This is a genomic window from Thiohalophilus sp. (assembly GCF_034521165.1).
Classification (GTDB): Bacteria; Pseudomonadota; Gammaproteobacteria; order UBA6429; family Thiohalophilaceae; genus Thiohalophilus.
The window spans coordinates 111,727-131,766 of the sequence record NZ_JAXHMV010000013.1; the positions used below are offsets into that span (position 1 = coordinate 111,727).

Sequence of the window (20,040 nt, forward strand, 5' to 3'; positions counted from 1 at the left end):
TGCAACTAAGTATTCCGTCCCACAGAGATGGCTATGGCAACAAAGCAAGACACTGAATCGGGCAAGACCGGCCTGCCGGATATCCGTGACCACACTGCGACTCCCCGCATCGACTCGCCGGTCGCCGCGACCGGTATTGAAGGCTTCGACTTCATCATGCGCGGCGGCCTGCCCGCTGCCCGCCCCACCCTGCTGCGCGGCGGACCCGGCACCGGCAAGACGGTCATCAGCCTGAGTTTTCTGTGTCATGGCCTGGACACCGGCGAACCCGGCGTAGTGGTCACCTTCGATGAATCGCCGCAGGCCCTGATCCGGCACACCGATGCTTTGGGCCTGAACCTGAGGAGGCATATCGAGGCCGGCCGGGCGCGCATTCTGGACATGCGTCCCGATCGCGATGAAATGACGAGCGGGGAAACACTGGAATTAAGCGCCATCCTGGCCCGCATCGATCATGCCATTGAAGAGACCGGCGCCCGAAGACTGGTGATCGATGCCATCGACGGCCTGGAAGGCGCCTTCATCGGCGCCGAGAAAAGCCTGCAGTTCGAATTGCGCCGCGTCTTCGACTGGATCCGCGAACGGCAAACCACCACGTTGATTAACATAAGTGAACACGGTGACTTCAACCGGTGCTACGGCATCGAGGACTACATCGCCGACTGCGTCATCGCGCTCAAGCAGGAGATCACCGAACGCGTCATGATCCGCCTGCTGCGGGTGGTCAAGCGCCGCGGCGGCGGCCACGGCACCAATGAGTTCCCCTATCTCATCGACCATGAAGGCATCTTCGTAATGCCGCTGACCGCCACGCGCCTGCACGCCAGTCCCACCAGCGAGCGGTTATCCACCGGCATCCCCGGCCTTGACGGCATGCTCGGCGGGGAAGGCATTTACCGGGGCGTGACGGCCATGTATTCCGGCCAGTCCGGCACCGGCAAGACTACATTCGCCGCTTGCTTCGCCCGCGCCGCCTGCGAGCGCGGCGAGGATGTACTCTACCTGAGCTTCGAGGAAGGGGACGATGAACTCATGCGCAACCAGCGCAGCGTCGGCATTGACCTGAGAGCCCATCTCGACACACCCCGGGGCAGAGGGCGGCTGGTGCTGGAACCCATGCTGGCGGCGGAGACGGGCTGGGAGGAGCATTTGTTGCGGATACTGCGAGCGGTACATCAGCACCAGCCCGCCATCGTGATTCTGGACCCGCTCAGCGCCCTGAGCCACAAGCTGGTCGGCGCCAACAGCACGGCCATGGTGCTGCGCCTGCTGTCGCTGCTCAGGGTCGAGGGCGTGACGACGGTGGCCACGGAACTGCTGACGGACAACAGCGGTGGTGAGAGCACGCTCGGCATCTCGTCGGCCATCGACATGTGGATCAAACTGCGCCGCGAGGAACGCGACTATACGCTGCACCGGCTGCTGACAGTCGTCAAATCCCGTGGCATGCCCACCGCGGATTACGTCAACGAATACACCCTGAGCGATCAGGGAGTGGTCACCCGGGGCCGGCCCGGCACGCAGGGAGCGGAACAATCATGACCACCATCGTTCTGCGTCTCTACATCGCCGGCAAGACCGCCACGGCCGAACGCGCCATCAATAATTTACGCAGAATCACCGCCGATCTTGAGGAACACGGACAACGAGTGGACGTCGAAGTGATCGATATCCTGGAACGGCCGCAACTGGCCGAAGACGAGCGCATCCTGGCCACGCCCGTGGTCATCAAGAAGCTGCCGGAGCCGTTACGACGCATTGTCGGCGACCTATCGGAGCTGGACAAGGTGCTCATTGGCCTCGATCTCAAGGAGCACTGATGTTTCCGGACGAGGCGGCATTCCGGTCTCTGGTCGAACAGTCCAGCGACACGATTCTGCTGCTCGATCCCGCCGGTACTGTTGCCTACGCCAACCCCGCCGCCGAGCAACTTTTCGGCCGTCCCCTGGCCAATCTGATTGGAGAGGAATTCGGCGGTATCTCCACGGCCGAGGAACAATCCGATATCTATATCCCGCATCCCCAGCGTGGAAACGTGGCGACCAATGCCCGCAGCACGACTATACGGCTGGATGATATTCCCTATACCGCCGTCTATCTGCGCGATATCAGCGAGCGCGTCCAGGCGGAGGAACGGCTGCGGCAATCTTCCGTCGCCCTGGACGCCATCGATCAGGGCCTGATGATCACCCGGCCGGATACCACCATCGTCGCCGTCAACCCGGCCTTCACCACGATTACCGGCTACACGGAGGAGGAGGCCCTGGGGCATACCCCGGAACTGCAGCGGACGGGACGGCAGGAAGATGAAGAGAGCTTTTCGGAAATGAGGCGCATCCTGGAGCGCGAGGGGCACTGGACGGGCGCGCTGCGGCGACGCCGCAAGAACGGCGAGATATACCAGGAGTGGCTGAGCATCAGCCCCGTCCACCGCGATAACGGCAATTTGATTTATTACGTCGCTATCTTCTCGGACATGACCGCCATCAACGAGTTGCGGCAGCTTGCTCATCACGACTATCTCACCGGTCTCTTCAATCGTGCCGCCCTGCAACAGCATCTGGATGAGGAAATGGGCCGCACAGCGCGCTACGGCGACGTGTTTTCCCTCATCATGTTCGATCTCGATCACTTCAAGGCGATCAACGACCGCCACGGACATGACGCGGGGGACCGGGTTCTGCAGCAGGTGGCCGAACTGACCCTGGACGAGGTGCGCGACATCGACATCACGGCGCGCTGGGGCGGCGAGGAGTTCATGATCCTGCTGCCGGCGACGGACGGTGACCAGGCGCAGGTCCTGGCCGAACGTATTCGAAAGCGAATAGCTCGTACCGCGTTTGCGGAGGCGGGATACATCACCATCAGCCTGGGCATCGCCGAAATACCTGCGGGCGAATCCCTGCAGGATATGATCCTGCGCGTGGACCAGGCCCTCTACAAGGCCAAGGAAACCCGCAACCGCTCTGAAATGGCCCGGAAACCCGGGCCCCGGGAAGCTTCCAGATGAAACCGGGCGCCGCAACCTTCCGGCATCTGGTGGAAGATGCCAGCGATACCGTGCTCGTGCTCGACGCCGACGGCATCATCGTCTATGCCAACCCCGCTACTGAATTATTATTCGGACGGCCTGTTGCTGAATTGCCGGGGCAATCATTCGGACACGTCATCACGACCGACAAGCCCGCCGAAATCCAGATCATCCATCCCCGGCGGGGCACGATCACCGCCGATGTCCGCAGTTCCCGCACCACTTTGTCGAAGCAAGTCTACGATATTGTTTATCTGCGCGACGTCACCGAGCGCAAGCTTAATGAACTGGCTCTGCTGGAAACGTCGCAAAAATTGCGAGAACGGATCAAGGAACAGACCTGCGTCCGTCATGTTGCCGATATACTGCTTAATGCCGAAGATCCGCTGGAGGAAATGCTGCAGAGTGTGGCCGATGTTCTTCCTCCCAGCTGGCAGTATCCGGAAATCGCGGCGGCAAGAATCGTCTTTGATGGCCGCGCGTATACCAGCAAGGGCTTTCACCAATCCGCCTGGCAACAGTGGGAAGATATCATCGTGAGTGACCGTAACGCGGGCACGGTCGAAATCTGCTATCTCGATGAACGTCCCGAAGCGGATGAAGGCCCGTTTCTCAAGGAAGAACGGGAGCTCCTGAAGCAGGTCGCCCTTAAGGTCGGCGAGGCCATTGAACGGAAACGGGCAAAAGAGGCATTGCTCAGGCTCAACCGTGCGCTGCGCGTGCAAAGTGCCGGGGATTCGGAGCTCATCCATGCAAAAGAGGAACCCGCCCTGCTCGACGTCGTCTGCCGGTTATGCGTGGGCCTGGGCGGCTACAGCCTGGCCTGGGTCGGGTTCAAACAGGAAGACGAGGCCAAGAGCGTGCAGCCGGTGGCGCAGGCCGGGTTTGAAGCCGGCTATCTGGAAAGTGTCCGCATCAGCTGGTCGGAAGAAGGGCGCGGCCTCGGACCCACCGGGCGGGCGATCCGTACCGGTGAGCCTCAGATCAGCCAGAACATTTCCACTGATCCGAGCATGACACCGTGGCGCGACGAGGCGTGCCGGCGCGACTACCAGTCTTCAATCGCGCTGCCGCTCAAGGATTCGGCAGGTATTGCATTCGGGGCGTTGATGATTTATGCCAACGAACCGGAAGCCTTCGATGACGAAGAACTTCGTTTATTGACGGAACTGGCCGACGATCTTGCCTTCGGCATTGTCACCCTGCGCGCACAGGTACAACACAGACTCGCCGAGGAACGCATCGAGTATCTCGCCTATTTCGATGAACTGACCGATCTGCCCAACAGTAACCGGCTGATGGAAACACTGAAGCGAACCGTCGACGCATTGCCTGCCGGGCAACAGTGCGCCCTGCTGACCCTGAACGTGACCCGCTTCGGCGAAATCCAGGCCGGCATCGGGGTGCGGCAGGCGAACGAACTGCTGCAGCAGATCGCGAGTCGCCTCCGTGACGCCCTGCGTGAAGGCGAGATGCTGGCGCGGATCGGCGGCGACGAATTCGCGGTTTTACTGAGCGAAGGTGGCCTCGATAATGCGCGGGATTGTGTACGGCGTATCGAGCGGTTATTGGGCGAACCCTTCCGGCAGGCGGGTATCCCCATCAGCATCCAGATGCGTGCCGGCGCGGCGCTGGCACCCGATCATGGACTGGACCCCGAGGCCCTGATGCTGCGCAGCGCTACGGCGATGCGGCACGCAAAATCGAACGGAACAGTATTTGAACTGTACAGCGGGCCGACGGAATCGGAGACCCCGCGTTACCTGACGCTTATTTCGGAACTGCACACGGCCATCGTGGAAAACCAGTTCGTGCTGCATTACCAACCCCGGGTGGATATCGGTACGGGCAGGATCGCCGGTGTCGAAGCCCTGGTCCGCTGGCGGCATCCCGAACAGGGCTTGATGCCCCCGGCCGAATTCATCGCCATCGCGGAACAAACCGGGCTCATCGACCCGCTGACCTACCTGGTTCTGGAGGACGCTGTGCAGCAGTGCCGCTCGTGGAGCGATCAGGGCTTCGAAATGCCGGTGGCGGTCAATATTTCCGTGAACAGTCTCCACGATCCCGATTTCCTGGACCGGATCGACGCGATGCTGGACGCCTGGAAGGTCAACCCGGCGTTATTGCAGCTGGAGATCACCGAATCCACTCTGATGAAGGAGCCGGCCAAGGTCGAGGAGCTGATAAACCGGCTCAAGGAACGCGGCATCGTGGTCGCCATCGATGACTTCGGCACCGGCTATTCGTCCCTGAGTTACGTGGCGAGCCTGCCCATTCATTCGCTGAAGATCGACCGCTCCTTCGTCATCCGGATGCTGGAATCCCCGCGCACGCGCAGCGTGGTGGTGGCAACCATTTTGCTGGCCCATTCCCTCGGCCTCAGAACCGTGGCCGAAGGCGTCGACGCCGGTGAACAGGTCGAAGCGCTGCATGAGATGGGTTGCACGGAAATCCAGGGCTACTATTTCTCCCGGCCGGTTGAAGCGGTGCAACTGCGCCGCTGGGTGGAAGCCTTCTCGCTGGAGAATTATGCGTTAAAGCTTCCCGCCATGGAGAAAAGGTGACAGATTTATTTTCGGCTGATTGGAGAAAAGGTGACAGATTTATTTTCGGCTGATAATCAGGCGAGTTGGTTAACCTGCATCGGAATGTAAATTTTACGTGATCGCGATGATGGCATCGTGAAGGACAGGACATGGATGAGATAGAGTATGCCGGTTTCTGGATCAGGGTCGGCGCGGCGTTGATTGATTCGGTGCTGGTGATGATTATCATCGTGCCAATTTTAAACGCTGTTTATGGGCCGGGTTACTGGATGAGCGAGGAGCTGGTGCATGGTGGATGGGATGTGTTGCTGAATTATATCTTCCCGGCGGTCGCCGTGATTGTTTTCTGGATCTACAAGTCCGCCACGCCGGGTAAGATGGCTTTGCGGTTGAAGATTGTTGATGCCAGGACGGGTGGGAAGCCGACGATGGGGCAGTTTATCGGGCGTTATCTGGGCTATTACGTTTCGACCATTCCCTTGTTGCTCGGATTGATCTGGGTGGGAATTGACAGAAGAAAACAGGGTTGGCACGACAAGCTGGCCGGGACGGTGGTGATCCGGGATAACCGGAAGGAGCCGGTCAGGTTTGAGGGGTAGATTCGGAGTTCGACGGGCAGTCAATAGTGTGGTTTATTTGTAAAGCAGCATTACATTGATAAGTATATATTCTTCCGTTGCCTGTTTATCGAATCAGTGCAACACCGGATGCTGTATTCAAAAAAAACAGTGTTACATACCAGTGCATAGATTGTATTGTGAACAAATGTGCTGATTTGGTAGTGTTGCGCCCAGGCAGATATGTTGAGTCTTATTTGGGTGTTTAAGGTTGGAAAACAGGCAATTATTCAAATAACCAATCCAACATATAGGCTTCGCCTATATGCCTCGCAATCTGGGCGTCCAGTTTATAGAGATTTACAGTAGTGTAATACGACAATGGGTTGGATGCGTTATACTTTATTTTTCGCCGAATTGTATTAGCTGGAAACTGTGAAGCGTTTAAATAATACAAAGTTGCTCGAAAATATTTTATTAACCATCAATCTGTCGGCAATAGAGGATAAGAATGTAGGGTATCAATCGACTTAAATACCAGGCTGTTATAATTAAAATCACGGAATAGAAAAATATATATTATAAAAGGGATGATAATGAAAGGTCGTATTTTTACTTTTGTTTTTGGGTTTTGTTTTGCTCAAACATTGTTTGCGAATAATGTTCTGATTATGACCGCGCCTCCAGAGGAATCCGAGGCGCATGGTAAACAGCAATATAAAATTACGGCTGAATATATCAGCAGTGTTCTCGGAAAGACTGTCATGTACGAGCATCCCGGAGACTGGATGCGCTACCAGAGACATATTCGAAACGATTATTACGATATTGTGTTTGATGGTCCGCATCTGGCTTCCTGGAGAATGGAGCACCTTGGCCACAATATGTTGGTGAGACTGCCGGGTAATCTGCAATATTACTTGTTGACGGCTTCGGATAACGAGAAGATCAACTCGCCGGATGATCTGATCGGCAAAAAAGTCTGTGGCATCGCGTCACCCGATCTGTCCACTATGAGTATCCTGGCCTATTTCCGAAATCCGGCACAGCAGCCGGTAATTCGGGCTATTACTGGTAGTATGGTTGATGTCTATCAATCTTTTCAAAATGGTGACTGTACGGCCTTTGTCGTTCGCAGGATATTTTATAACAAGCGTCTTAAAGAAGATGAGCAGCAAGATCTGAAGATCGTCTCCCAAACTGAGGAGTTACCCAACCAGGTAATCTCTGTCAGTAAACGTATCAACAGCGCTGAACGAGAGAAACTGCAGAAGGCCCTGTTGTCGGATATCGGTACGATGGCAATTCAGCCGACCTTGACGCGTTTTCTGGATAATGCCAATGCGTTTGTGCCTGCCAGTAATGCACAATATAAAGGTTATAATCGCCTCCTTGAGGGTGTGATTTTCGGCTGGTGACCTGAATGTCGAACAGAGCCGGATAACCACTGATTTGTGGCAGTACTTTGCTGTCTGTCGAAGCGCTGCCCTTTTGTCTCACCAGATTTCCTGCGGCATCTCAGCCGGATTGTCGGTGCTGGCGACATCGGGTCTCGTCCCGGTATTGATTCCCCGATCGCGATTCCAGGGTATGTGTTACTTTTACTTTATTTGCAGTTTTGGACCTGCCAAGAAAAAGCAATATGGATCAGTTGCTTACGCTGACAATAAAATATGGTAGTGTGCTCACAGAATTTATTGAGGTAGTTTCATGGCACAAAATACCCTCTACTGGCACGATTACGAAACCTTTGGCACGGATCCGCAGCGGGATCGCCCGGTGCAGTTTGCCGGTATCCGCACGGACGAGGATCTGAATATCATCGGCGAGCCGCTGAATATCATGGCCCGGCCGAGCCCGGACAGTCTGCCGCATCCCATGTCGACCCTGATCACCGGGATCACCCCGCAGCAGGCGCTGGAACAGGGGCTGCCCGAGACCGAGTTTATCAGCCGTATCCTGGCGGAGCTGTCGCAGCCGGGCACCTGTGGTGTGGGTTATAACTCGATCCGGTTCGACGATGAGGTGACCCGCAATACCCTGTATCGCAATCTGTACGATCCCTACGGACGGGAATGGCAGAACAGCAACTCCCGCTGGGATCTGATCGACGTGGTGCGTGCCTGTCATGACCTGCGTCCGGAGGGGATCAACTGGCCGCAGCGGCAAGATGCCGATCGACCCAGCTACAAACTCGATGAGCTGAGCGTGGCCAATGGCATCGAGCATGGTCAGGCGCATGACGCACTGGCCGATGTGTATGCCACGCTGGGTATCGCGCGGCTGCTCAAACAGCATCAGCCGAATCTGTTTGATTTTTTCTATCAGTTGCGGCGCAAGCAGGAAGTACTCAAGTATATCGATCTCAAGGATATGACGCCGATCCTGCATACTTCCGGCATGTATGGCAGTGACCACGGCAATACCCGTATGGTCGTGCCGATCGCCGCGCACCCCACCAACAAGAACAGCATCATCGTGTTCGATCTGGGCCAGGATCCGTCGCTGCTGCTGGATCACAGCGCCAGGACCCTGGTCGAACGACTGTATACGGCCAATGACGATCTGCCCGAGGGCGTGGAGCGTCCGGCATTAAAGCAGTTGTTGATCAACAAGTGTCCGGTGATTGCGCCGACTTCGACGCTGGACGGGGCGGCCGCCAAGCGACTCAATATCGATATCATGAAATGCAAACAGCATCGCCAGACCCTGCTTAATCAGCGTAAGAGCATCGCGCAGAAACTGGCCAAGATGTTCGAGCCGCGCCAGTTTGAACCGGTCGAGGAGCCCGACCTGATGATTTATGCCGGCGGGTTTTTCGACGACAAGGACAAGGCGTTGATGCAGCGGATTCACGATACCTCGCCCGAGGAACTGGGCGAGCAGACCTGGAGTTTTGGCGACAAGCGTCTGCCGGAGATGCTGTTTCGCTACCGGGCGCGCAATTATCCCGAGAGTCTGAGTCCCGATGAGCAGGCCCAGTGGCTGGAGCATTGCCGGGCCCGGCTGGTCGAAGGGGAAGCCGGGTTCCTGAGTTTCAAGGATTTTTATAGCGAAATCGAGGCATTGCGAAATGACGGGGAACTGGATGCGGGTAAAGCCGGTCTATTAAAGGAAGTGGAATCCTTCGGGCGCGAGCTGGAGAGCTTTATCAAACAGCAGTGATGGCCCTCCGCGGCCCTTCGCGGCCCTTCGGGCAGGGACGAGTTACGAGGTACGAGGTACGAGGATTTATAGCTCCCGCCCGAAGGGCTGTGGGAGGCGCTTTTAGCGGCGACCTGCCCGGTTCGAGAGTCGCGCCTGAAAGGCCCTCCCACAGAACCCGGGAGTTATTGACCCGGAACCTGTCCATGCAGAGGTGAACACCATGCATCATAAAATCCTGGTATTTTTATTTATTACAGTTTTTCCGTTCTCTTCGGCGCTGGCCGATGAAGCTGTTTTCGCCGGGGGCTGTTTCTGGTGCATGGAAGCGGATTTTGAAAAGCTCGACGGGGTTTCCGAAGTTATCTCGGGCTTTACCGGTGGTGAAATCAAGAACCCGACTTACAGGGGCAATCATGAAGGCCATTATGAAGCGGTGCGGGTGATCTACGATCCCGAGGTGGTCAGTTACCAGGATCTGCTGGATCATTACTGGGTGAATATCGATCCATTCGATGATCAGGGGCAATTCTGCGACAAGGGACATTCCTATTTAAGTGCCATCTTCGTTGCCAATGATCGGCAGCGGCGCCTGGCCGAAGCCTCGCGCCAGAAAGTGGTCGAACAGTTTCCCGATAAAAAAGTAGTCACACCGATCCTTGAAGCTGGCACGTTCTGGCCCATTAAAGGCAGCGAGAGCCACCACCAGGACTACTACAAGAAGTCGCCCCTGCGTTACAAGTTCTACCGCCTGACTTGTGGGCGTGACAGTCGTCTGGAAGATATCTGGGGCAAGAAAAACTAAGTACGTATTTTGAATATTCGCCCACTGAGAGTGCTTTGTCTCGTTCTCTCTCGCATTGACGCTAAACAGGGAAGTCATTGCGAGTAAATCAGGCAATCTGTTAAACAAACCCCTTGAGGTTTGGAATACTTATTCAGATTTAACTGTCTGATTATGACGTTGTCACAGTTATTCGGGAGAGACGCATGCCGCACTTGATCATTGAATACAGCGCAGACTGTCTGGACGAACGCCAGGCGCAGACCATGGCCGATGCCGTGTTCGGGGCGGCGCTTGATTCCGGCCTGTTCGAGACGGCGAATATCAAATCCCGTGCGATCCCGATCACGGCATATCGGATGGGGGTTGAAGGCAAGGGTTTTGTCTGTGTGCGTTGCCGGATCCACGCCGGGCGCACGGGTGCACAGAAAAAGCAACTGTCCGAGGCCGTGGTTGCGACGCTGCGTGAGCTGGAGTTGGGTGTGGCGGCTATCACCGCCGAGGTGATCGACATGGACCCGGCCAGCTATTCCCGCTATTACGCCGACTGAACCGATGTAAGGTGGATCCGCCTGTGGCCTGTTCCACCCTGCAAGGTTAAACCGGCAGGCCGGATAAAGCGAAGCGGATCCGGCACTCCATCTGAACCGATATTCTCCGGAGATTTGTGGCGATTCCTTCGTCGCCCGTTCCTCGCAATCATGTCCGTGTTGGCACTCATTGCACGCAAAGCGCAACAATCCGTCTGGTCAACGCAATGAACATTTTCCAATGCATGCTTATTTATATAGTTAAGCGGCTCCGGATATTTGTCCAGACTCATCACGCGGGTTTAATGCATAGAACATCGTCTATCAGAAACGTCGATATTATCGATTTGTATTGAAGTACCGGGGTTTTTAAGCTTCTGCCTCATTCTGGCTTTGCAGGGCAGTGGCGAGCGCGCGGTACATGATTACACTACGAACCTACGTTTATATCGACTCCCTGCAGCCACAACTGGCGGAATACATGGCGACTGTGTCGCAGGGCTTTCCACCCTCGCCGGGTAATGCCTGCCTGTGGGTGGAGGTCTCACCGGGGATGGCGGTACATCGTCTCACCGACATGGCGCTCAAGGCGACGCGCGTGCATCTGGCCCAGCAGGTGGTGGAGCGTGCCTATGGCTCGATGGTGATTCACCATCGCGATCAAAGCGATGTGGAAGAATCGGGGCGGGTGATACTCAACCATCTGGATAAGGCCGCTACCAATCCCGAACCCTGCAAGATTGCCTGGCAGGAAACCATCCGCGGCATGACACCCGATCACACCGTGGTGATCAACCGCCAGGACCGCAAGGGCTCGATGATTCTGCCCGATCAGAGCATGTTCATTCTCGAGGCCGAGCCGGCCGGTTACATCATCTATGCTGCCAACCAGGCGGAGAAAGCCGCCAATATCACCCTGATCGATGCGCGCGCGGTGGGTGCCTTCGGGCGTCTGACCCTCTCCGGGCGCGAGGCGGATGTGGACGAGGCCGCGGCGGCAGCCATCAATGCCGTGCAACATCCGTGGACTTCATGGGGATCGCGCTGATGCATCGCCAGGAACTGCTGCGTCTGCTTGATGAACATCGGACCCGTTTCATGGACGAGTCGGGTTTTGTGCGGCGCGCGATCGCCTTCGTTGAACAGCATCCGGACTGCTTCGAGCGCGAACTGCTACCGACCCACGTGACCGGGTCGGCCTGGGTGGTCAGCCCGGATCGTTCGCATGTGCTGATGCTGCACCATCGCAAGCTGGATCAATGGTTCCAGCCCGGCGGCCATGCCGATGGCGATGCCGATATTCTGCGCGTCGCGTTGCGTGAGACGGCCGAGGAGAGCGGTATCGATCCATCGCAGGTCAGATTATTGAGCGAGGCGATCTTTGACGTGGATATCCACTGGACGCCCGCGACGGCCGATGCACCGGCCCACGAACATATCGATATCCGGTTTCTGGTGGAAGTCGATGACAGCCTGTCGATTCCGGGCAATGACGAGTCCCATGAGATCGGCTGGGTGGTGCTGCATGATGTGCCGCGCTTTAACAATAACCGTTCCACCTATCGCATGCTGGAAAAAACCCGGCAAATGCGGCACGGGTTTGACAACCGGTAAAGCAGTACACCTGAAGATGACAGGTGAACAATCATCACACAGGCCCGGGAATACCGGGAGAGATAAACACGCAAAGACTGCGGTTGGAAATCAGAAGTCAGGGCAGGATACAGGTATATATAGATATTGATCGATGGGTTTGAAAGTCGATGTCGATGGTATAGCAAATCATCTATCGATAACGAAGAAAATATCGATTTGTATCAAATAAACCGGCTCCCTAAGCTTTGACTACCCAAACAGAATTTGCAGCGAACTGAAATATCAGCAACCGAAGCAGGAGTAGATCATGTCAAAAGCCTATGAAGCGGGTGTAAAAGAATACCGCGATAGTTATTGGACCCCGGATTATGTCCCGCTGGATACGGACTTGTTGGCCTGTTTCAAGGTCACCGGCCAGCCCGGCGTGCCTCGCGAAGAGGTTGCCGCTGCCGTGGCCGCCGAGTCTTCCACCGGGACCTGGAGTGCCGTCTGGTCCGAATTATTGACCGATCTGGAATACTACAAGGGCCGTGCTTACCGGATTGAAGACGTGCCCGGTGACTCGGAATCCTTCTATGCGTTTGTCGCCTATCCGATCGATCTGTTCGAGGAAAACTCGATGACCAACGTGCTGACCTCGCTGGTCGGTAACGTCTTCGGTTTCAAGGCCCTCAAGCATCTGCGTCTGGAAGATCTGCGTTTTCCGATCGCTTACATCAAAACCTGCGGCGGTCCGCCGGCCGGCATTCAGGTTGAACGTGATCGCCTGAACAAGTACGGCCGTCCGTTGCTGGGTGCAACCATCAAGCCCAAACTGGGGATGTCCGCCAAGAACTACGGTCGCGCGGTTTATGAATGCCTGCGCGGCGGTCTGGATATGACCAAGGATGACGAGAACGTCAACTCCCAGCCGTTCATGCGCTGGCGCGATCGCTACGAATTTGTCGGCGAAGCCATCCAGAAAGCCCAGCAGGAAACCGGCGAGCGCAAGGGGCATTACCTGAACGTGACCGCGCCGACCCCGGAAGACATGTACGAGCGTGCCGAATTCGCCAAGGAAGTCGGCAGCCCGATCCTCATGCACGACTTTCTGACCGGCGGCTTTACCGCCCACACGGGTCTGGCCAACTGGTGTCGCAAGAACGGCATGCTGTTGCACGTCCATCGTGCCATGCACGCGGTTATCGACCGCCATCCGAAACACGGTATTCACTATCGCGTGCTGGCCAAGTGCCTGCGTCTGTCCGGTGGTGATCAGCTGCATACCGGTACCGTGGTCGGCAAGCTGGAAGGCGATCGCGCCTCCACGCTCGGCTTTGTGGATCAGTTGCGTGAATCGTTCGTTCCCGAAGATCGCTCGCGCGGCGTGTTTTTCGATCAGGACTGGGGTTCCCTGCCCGGCGTCTTCGCCGTGGCCTCGGGCGGTATCCATGTCTGGCACATGCCGGCACTGCTCGCCATCTTCGGTGACGATTCATTATTGCAATTCGGTGGTGGTACCCAGGGGCATCCGTGGGGCAACGCGGCCGGCGCCGCGGCCAACCGTGTCGCGCTGGAAGCCTGTGTCAAGGCGCGTAACCAGGGTCGTGAAGTCGAAAAAGAAGCGCGTGACATTCTTATGGATGCCGCAAAAACCAGCCCGGAACTGGCGATTGCGCTGGAAACCTGGAAAGAGATCAAGTTCGAATTCGAAACCGTGGACAAACTGGACGTGGGCTAAGCCCGTCCAGCCCGGACGAAACAAACTGATAGCGAATCGATACGAGGAAAACAATTATGAGTATGTATGAAGCGGGTGACTTCCAGACTGCCCAGACACTCGAAACCTTCGGCTTTCTGCCCAAACTGACCGCCGAGGAGATCCAGGAACAGATCGCGTACATTCTGGCCAATGGCTGGGCACCGGCGATCGAACACGAGCATCCCAGCGGTGCCATGAACCATTACTGGACCATGTGGAAACTGCCGTTCTTCGGTGAAACCAACCTGCAAAGCGTGCTGGATGAACTGGAAGCCTGCCACCGGACCTATCCCGATCATCACATCAAGCTAATCGGTTACGACAGCTACAGCCAGACCCAGGGACACGCTTTTGTGGTCTTTGAAGGACGCTGAGCAAACACAGCAAGAAACGGGGATCCGGTAATGTGATCGGACCCCCATTTAAGAACAAGGTTACGAACAGGCTTACGAAAAACCAGTATCGATGTGACGGGGTTTACGATGGCACAGACTGCACAGAACAACACAGCACGCGCAGCTTCCAAAGCACGACGTGAGGCAATGTCGAGCCGGGGCAAGGCCGCGCTCAAGGATACCGACCGTACCCGCAGCGCTCCGGCCAACGCCACGGCGACGCAGGCCGCGCCGGCCAATCCGGCCGGAGGCGATCAGTCGACCGAGTTGCGGGCCAAGGGCGATTGCAGCTGCAAGGGTGATAGCGCCCGTGCCGAATCGTCCTCGCACGCCGATACACAATCTCCCCGGAGTGAAAACAAGCCGTCGGCGAAAATTCGCGCCCGGGTCAAGGCGCCGAATATCAATATGAATAGCAGCCGCGCAGTGGCGCTGGCGCGACGTCAGGCGATGGCCTCGCGGGGCAAGGCCGGGCTCAATGGCAATGGCATGAGCGAGGCGCAAACCGCGCGCGCTGCCAACCCGAAACTGAGCGGCCGGGAGCTGGCCAAGAAAGTGCGTGCCGATCGGTGTAAAAACGGCAATGCCGGCAGGAAAAAAGCCGAACCGGTCGGTCGTATGCGGCCGGGTAAGGATTACGTCAGCAGCGAAACCGGCGCGGCAACCGATGCCCCCTGGAAAGTGGGCCAGAGCCAGACCGGCCACGGCCAGACCCTGACCGGCAGTATCGTCGGCCGCAGTTCCCGCGTGACCGGTAACGAGCCCGGCACCTGCAAGAATGTGACCGGCGTGGAATACATCGGTGCCGATCAGACCGAGACGTTTTGCAGTGCCTCGAGCGGCGGTGTTCCTAACAAGATCACCAGCTCGCAAACTCGCCAGGGGCAGACCGTCAGTGGTAACAACGTGGGGCGTTCCTCGCATGTCACCGGTGATGAAAGAGGTGCCGGACGGGAACTGACCGGCAGCCAGTACATGCAAAAAGGCAACGGCAAGTCACCGATGAAAGTCGGCACCAGCCAGACGCTGCGCGGCGGCAGTATGACCGGCACCCAGGTGGGGCGTTCGGAACGGGTGACCGGTGATGAGCCGGGGACCTGCAAGCTGGTGACCGGTGACGACTATGTCGGCAAGGAACAGTACCAGGGTTTTTGCGGCAAGGCGCCGAAACCGCAGGATCAAAAAGTCGGTTTTACCCAGACATTCCATGGCAGGTCCGTCTCCGGCACCCTGACCGGCCGTTCCACGCGCATGACCGGCGATGAACCGGGCACCTGCAAGTCCGTGACCGGCACCCCGTATGCCGGACTGGAACAGTTCAGCAACTATTGCAAGCCGGAGGAGACCACCCTGGCGTCGGCTCGCTATCGTCAGCAGCGCAGCACGCCCGGTTCGGTAATGACCGGCATTCAGCCGGGCCTGAACGGGCATTTGACCGGCGCCGACAAGGGGCTGTGCGAATCCGTGAGTGGTACGCCGTATGTCGGTGCGGACCAGTACGCCGAGGCCTGTCCGTCGGTGCCGGCTGAACCGGGCAGCCCCGATTTTCCGCAACAGCTGGGCGAAACCCCGTGGGGCAAGTTCAGTGTGCAGAGCCCGGTGCATGCCAGTCAGGGCGACGAGCATTTTGATGTGACCGGCAACCGTTATGAACAGGGCAAGATCACCGGCCCGTTCGGCATGGCCGGCGGCAAGGTGACCGGCACCGAGGAGGCCCGCTTCGGCAGGGGGCATAACGCCGAACCAGCGCCCGCGCCGATGCCGGAAACAGCCCAGCAGGTCCAGGGCCGTGTCAAATCGCGGATCAGTGGTGAAGGGATCGAGGCCGGTTTGAAGATCACCGGCGACGACTGGGATCGCGGTGACCGGGTCACCGGGACCGAAGGCATGACCGCGACCAAGCGTAATCCGACCCGTCAGGGTGGGCGTGCTAACAGTGCCATGCAGATGAAACCGGAGCCGAAACGCAATGAAGATATTCCCGAGCCGATAAGTCCGGTAACCGGCGGCAGTGGGAACACGGAAAAAGGCTCATTCATTACCTATTCCGGAGGCGCCCGCGGTTAATCCCGCGCGATGAATCAGTATGTTGAGTTCACGCCGTCAGTCAAACCGTTCGAACCGCTGGGTGCCGACCGCACCGCCGGGGCGTCCGGGTGCGCGTGGGGCCGAAACAGCCCCGCGCGTAAAGAATGACGATGGCGCGAAGCCGGCAAAACCACGCAATACAATGCGGATGACCCCGGTACCGGTCAAAGCGGGCCAGCACCCGCTGGCCAATGCCAGCGAGAACGCGCAGTTGTTTGATTACGAGCAGCGCACCAAAGCGGCTTTTGATGCCGTCGTGCCGACGTTGAAACAGATTTCCGGCCTGCAACACGAGGCCGATTTTGAACGACGCGCCCAGGCGCTGGCGAAGGAACAACTCGGTTTTGAATTACCCGGGGATATCCTGGCCGATGCCTGGGTAACCCAACTGGACATGCGCCGGCTGTTTGCCTGGTGTGTGTTCCAGACGTACCAGCGATTTTGCGATGATTTTTTTGCAAACGACTTCCTAAGTCGTCTGGAAACGGAATTCCAGACTTTTTTAATCGAGTGCGGCTTTCACACACTGGACATCTCACCGTGTGCGGATGGTCGCCTGGCACACGTAATCAGTTATGTATTGCGTCTGCCGCATAAAGCAGTGCGTCGCAAGTCCTACGCGGGCGCCATGTTTGATATTGAAGACAGCATCGAGAAATGGACCGAAACCGAATTGCAACGGTTTCGGGAAGGCAAGCCGACGACCGCTGATATGTCCACGCGTTATCTGAAAACTGTGGTCTATCACTTCAGCTCCGGCGATCCCGAGCATGAAGGTTGCGCGGCACACGGCTCTGATGCGGGGCGCGCGGCGCAGGGCGGGCTGGAACAGCTCAAAGCGTTTCAGACCGCGGTGGAAAACAGTTTTTGCTGTGGCGCCTCGATCGATCTGATGCTGATCGGGTTGGATACCGACAGCGATGCAATTCGCATCCACATGCCGGATCGCCATGGCGAGATCGATCTCAAGCGTTATCTGGATGCGGCGGAATTGTTTGACGCGACTCTGTCGATGAGCCGCGCGCAGGCTGACGAGTATATTGATGGTCAGGTCCGGCAGGCCGGAGGCGAGATGAGTGAGGGCATGCAGAAGTTGATGGCCCATTTACTGATCAACAACCTCTCGCAGATCGAGTATGTGCGCCAGTACCACAACGGCCGTTACCAGGACATTGGTCATGCCGAACGGTTTATCGGCGCCGGTATCGGATTTGAGGAAGTGCAGTTACGCAACCTGACCTATTTTGCGTATATGCAAACCGTTGAAGAGGCGGCCGCCGATCTGGATGTGGGGATCAAAATATTCAGCAAGCTGAATGTCTCTCATAGCCTGCCGGTACCGGTTGTAGTGCGTTTTGACTACCACGGCCAGGTACCCGGGGCACGCGAGCGGGCGATTGATCATTGTCGGCGTGTCGATGCGGCCCTGAGTGCGCGATATGCGGATCTGGCCAGAACCGGCTTGCTGCACACACTGCAGGTCATACGTGATTGTCATGCCGGTGAACGGATCGAGGTGATTGGGACATCGGTAAAGGATGAAGTTACTGAGGAGGCTCACTGATGAAGATCTGCCAGGTTGAACGGCCGCTGGTTGCCACCAACCGTATCCCCGGTCTGGAGCACAAGCACATGCAGGTCGTGCGGGACGGCAGTTCAATGCTGGTTGCCGTGGATGCTGTGGGCTGTATCCCTGGTGACTGGGTGATTTGTGTCGGCAGTTCCGCGGCACGGGACGCGGCGGGTAGCAAGGAGTATCCGAGTGACCTGACGATTGTCGGGATCATCGACCACTGGCCACCCGAGGGAGAGAGTGCGTAGTGGATATTTTGCAGGTCGAAGCACCGCTGGTTTGTACCCGTCGGGTTGACGGGCTCAAACAGAGCAGTTTGCGGATTTTGCGCGACGAACAGGGACAACGCCATGTGGCGGTAGATACTGTCGGTGCGCGCGAGGGCAACTGGGTGTTCACGGTGAGTGGATCGGCCGCACGTTATGCCGCTGGTGACTTTGAGATCCTGACTGATCTCACCATTGGCGGGATCATCGATTTCTGGGGGGCTGACGAGACGCGGTCAACCGGGAAGGGCGAGACAACGGAACAGGCGTTGTAGCGATTTTTACAGTTCAACAACCATGTCAATAGAGTAGGAGATAGAAAGATGGCAAACGATAACTACGGCATTGCACTCGGCATGATCGAGACACGCGGGCTGGTTCCCGCCATCGAAGCAGCAGATGCTATGACCAAGGCAGCAGAAGTACGTCTGATCGGACGTGAATTCGTTGGCGGCGGTTATGTCACTGTTCTGGTTCGCGGTGAAACCGGTGCGGTTAACGCAGCGGTTCGTGCTGGCGCCGATGCATGCGAACGTGTAGGTGACGGTCTGGTAGCGGCACACATCATTGCCCGTCCGCACCGTGAAGTTGAGCCGGTTCTGCCGACAGGTGGCAGCAGCAAGGCTGCAGCCTGATAACAGGCTTTATATTCAACTGACTTGAGGAGTAATACACCATGGCCAACGAACACTACGGCATAGCACTGGGCATGATTGAAACGCGTGGACTGGTACCCGCCATCGAGGCGGCGGATGCCATGACCAAAGCGGCAGAGGTTCGCCTGCTGGGGCGGGAATTTGTCGGCGGCGGTTATGTCACTGTCCTCGTGCGCGGTGAAACCGGCGCGGTGAATGCAGCCGTGCGTGCGGGTGCGGATGCCTGCGAGCGCGTAGGCGATGGCCTGGTGGCTGCTCACATCATTGCCCGGCCGCATCGCGAAGTCGAGCCTATTCTCGGCGATGCCGGTAACGGCACAACGCGCAGTTGAATGATTGGTTGACGCTGACTGAACCGTCGTCATGCTGCACGCCAACGCTGATCAACGCGTATTGGGTTATCTCGGCAGGGCCCTGAGTCTCGAACTCTCGGCGGTCCAGCTGTACACCACTCAGGCACGACTTGTCGCGACCTGGGGGCTGACCGAGGTATCCAAACGTTTCAGCAACGAGGCCAGTGAGGAAATGGCGCATGCGGACCGGATTATCGGCCGCATGCTCGCCCTCGGCGTGGCACCCAATGCCTCGCAACTGCGCCCGCCTAAACTTGGCCGCAGTCTGCAGGAACTGTTGCAGCACAATCATGCATTTGAAAACGAACTGATCCGGTTGTATACCGAGGCGACACAGCACTGTGCGCGCAGCGGTGATCATGATAACCGGCTGTTTTTTGAACAACTCCTCGCAGAGGAGCAAGGCCATGCCGCCGACCTGGTGAAATGGCTGAATGAACTGGAACAACCCGGCGTGAACGTCAACAAGACACGCGCCACTTTTTAACGGAGGCGAACCATGAGTCAACAATGGCAGGAACGTATCCGACCCGCTCGCCTGGAACGGCGTTATGATTTTGCCGATTACCAGAGCCTGCGAGATTTTCTCGATCGCGCTGCGGATGTTTCCGAGCGTGAAGGTCTGTATCCCGACATGGGTTTCGGTCGCGACTACGTCAACGTGACCATCCATGCGGATGAACAGAGCAATGAGCTGGGCGAACAACAACGCCGCCTGGCCGCTGAATATGATGCCTTGCTTGAAAAAGAGCAAGGGACACACTAGGAGCTGGCAGG

General features: G+C 57.3%; 21 protein-coding genes. All 21 read left to right on the forward strand.

Annotation, left to right across the window (positions count from 1 at the left end; genetic code table 11):
• Positions 1 to 33 precede the first annotated feature (33 nt).
• The 21 genes from kaiC (at position 34) to U5K34_RS12745 (ending at position 20,029) form a co-directional block, all read left to right on the forward strand.
• Positions 34 to 1,542 (forward strand): circadian clock protein KaiC, encoded by a 1,509-nt coding sequence (gene kaiC, locus U5K34_RS12645; protein ID WP_322568757.1) that lies wholly within the window; start codon positions 34 to 36, stop codon positions 1,540 to 1,542.
• A complete protein-coding gene (locus tag U5K34_RS12650; RefSeq protein ID WP_322568758.1) occupies positions 1,539 to 1,820 on the forward strand; it encodes a circadian clock KaiB family protein in 282 nt (93 codons plus the stop codon). Before kaiC ends, U5K34_RS12650 begins: the two co-directional genes overlap by 4 nt.
• A complete protein-coding gene (locus tag U5K34_RS12655; protein WP_322568759.1) occupies positions 1,820 to 3,010 on the forward strand; it encodes a diguanylate cyclase in 1,191 nt (396 codons plus the stop codon). The genes U5K34_RS12650 and U5K34_RS12655 overlap by 1 nt, the downstream gene beginning before the upstream one ends.
• Positions 3,007 to 5,598 (forward strand): EAL domain-containing protein, encoded by a 2,592-nt coding sequence (locus U5K34_RS12660; protein WP_322568760.1) that lies wholly within the window; start codon positions 3,007 to 3,009, stop codon positions 5,596 to 5,598. Before U5K34_RS12655 ends, U5K34_RS12660 begins: the two co-directional genes overlap by 4 nt.
• Before the next feature lie 131 nt (positions 5,599 to 5,729).
• The gene (locus tag U5K34_RS12665) at positions 5,730 to 6,179 is read left to right on the forward strand and encodes an RDD family protein (protein ID WP_322568761.1); all 450 of its coding nucleotides are present in this window, start codon (positions 5,730 to 5,732) and stop codon (positions 6,177 to 6,179) included.
• Positions 6,180 to 6,733: 554 nt separating this feature from the next.
• Positions 6,734 to 7,555 (forward strand): phosphate/phosphite/phosphonate ABC transporter substrate-binding protein, encoded by an 822-nt coding sequence (locus U5K34_RS12670; RefSeq protein ID WP_322568762.1) that lies wholly within the window; start codon positions 6,734 to 6,736, stop codon positions 7,553 to 7,555.
• A 292-nt stretch (positions 7,556 to 7,847) separates the two neighbouring features.
• Positions 7,848 to 9,302 (forward strand): exodeoxyribonuclease I, encoded by a 1,455-nt coding sequence (gene sbcB, locus U5K34_RS12675; RefSeq protein ID WP_322568763.1) that lies wholly within the window; start codon positions 7,848 to 7,850, stop codon positions 9,300 to 9,302.
• A gap of 202 nt (positions 9,303 to 9,504) precedes the next feature.
• Complete coding sequence (msrA, locus tag U5K34_RS12680; RefSeq protein ID WP_322568764.1) at positions 9,505 to 10,086, forward strand: peptide-methionine (S)-S-oxide reductase MsrA; 582 nt, start codon at positions 9,505 to 9,507, stop codon at positions 10,084 to 10,086.
• 185 nt (positions 10,087 to 10,271) lie between these two features.
• Positions 10,272 to 10,616, forward strand: a complete 345-nt coding sequence (locus tag U5K34_RS12685) for a 5-carboxymethyl-2-hydroxymuconate Delta-isomerase (protein WP_322568765.1) — start codon at positions 10,272 to 10,274, stop codon at positions 10,614 to 10,616.
• 400 nt (positions 10,617 to 11,016) lie between these two features.
• Positions 11,017 to 11,643, forward strand: coding sequence for a BMC domain-containing protein (locus tag U5K34_RS12690; RefSeq protein ID WP_322568766.1), 627 nt, complete (start codon positions 11,017 to 11,019; stop codon positions 11,641 to 11,643).
• A complete protein-coding gene (locus U5K34_RS12695; RefSeq protein ID WP_416224099.1) occupies positions 11,643 to 12,209 on the forward strand; it encodes an NUDIX hydrolase in 567 nt (188 codons plus the stop codon). Before U5K34_RS12690 ends, U5K34_RS12695 begins: the two co-directional genes overlap by 1 nt.
• 289 nt (positions 12,210 to 12,498) lie before the next feature.
• Positions 12,499 to 13,911: a form I ribulose bisphosphate carboxylase large subunit gene (locus U5K34_RS12700; protein WP_322568768.1), complete on the forward strand. Its 1,413-nt coding sequence runs from the start codon at positions 12,499 to 12,501 to the stop codon at positions 13,909 to 13,911.
• Positions 13,912 to 13,967: 56 nt separating this feature from the next.
• A complete protein-coding gene (locus U5K34_RS12705; RefSeq protein ID WP_322568769.1) occupies positions 13,968 to 14,306 on the forward strand; it encodes a ribulose bisphosphate carboxylase small subunit in 339 nt (112 codons plus the stop codon).
• Positions 14,307 to 14,414: 108 nt separating this feature from the next.
• Positions 14,415 to 16,394, forward strand: a complete 1,980-nt coding sequence (locus U5K34_RS12710) for a CsoS2 family carboxysome shell protein (RefSeq protein ID WP_322568770.1) — start codon at positions 14,415 to 14,417, stop codon at positions 16,392 to 16,394.
• Between the two features lie 163 nt (positions 16,395 to 16,557).
• Positions 16,558 to 17,979, forward strand: a complete 1,422-nt coding sequence (locus U5K34_RS12715; RefSeq protein ID WP_322568771.1) for a carboxysome shell carbonic anhydrase — start codon at positions 16,558 to 16,560, stop codon at positions 17,977 to 17,979.
• On the forward strand, positions 17,979 to 18,236 hold the full coding sequence (locus U5K34_RS12720; protein WP_322568772.1) for a carboxysome peptide A: 258 nt from the start codon (positions 17,979 to 17,981) through the stop codon (positions 18,234 to 18,236). Before U5K34_RS12715 ends, U5K34_RS12720 begins: the two co-directional genes overlap by 1 nt.
• The gene (locus U5K34_RS12725; protein WP_322568773.1) at positions 18,236 to 18,529 is read left to right on the forward strand and encodes a carboxysome peptide B; all 294 of its coding nucleotides are present in this window, start codon (positions 18,236 to 18,238) and stop codon (positions 18,527 to 18,529) included. The genes U5K34_RS12720 and U5K34_RS12725 overlap by 1 nt, the downstream gene beginning before the upstream one ends.
• Before the next feature lie 48 nt (positions 18,530 to 18,577).
• A complete protein-coding gene (locus U5K34_RS12730) occupies positions 18,578 to 18,889 on the forward strand; it encodes a BMC domain-containing protein (protein ID WP_322568774.1) in 312 nt (103 codons plus the stop codon).
• Between the two features lie 41 nt (positions 18,890 to 18,930).
• Entirely contained in the window at positions 18,931 to 19,242 is a 312-nt protein-coding gene (locus tag U5K34_RS12735; RefSeq protein WP_322564510.1) for a BMC domain-containing protein, read from the forward strand.
• 31 nt (positions 19,243 to 19,273) lie between these two features.
• On the forward strand, positions 19,274 to 19,750 hold the full coding sequence (locus U5K34_RS12740; protein WP_322568775.1) for a ferritin-like domain-containing protein: 477 nt from the start codon (positions 19,274 to 19,276) through the stop codon (positions 19,748 to 19,750).
• Between the two features lie 12 nt (positions 19,751 to 19,762).
• Positions 19,763 to 20,029, forward strand: a complete 267-nt coding sequence (locus tag U5K34_RS12745; RefSeq protein ID WP_322568776.1) for a 4a-hydroxytetrahydrobiopterin dehydratase — start codon at positions 19,763 to 19,765, stop codon at positions 20,027 to 20,029.
• The last annotated feature ends 11 nt before the right edge of the window (positions 20,030 to 20,040 follow it).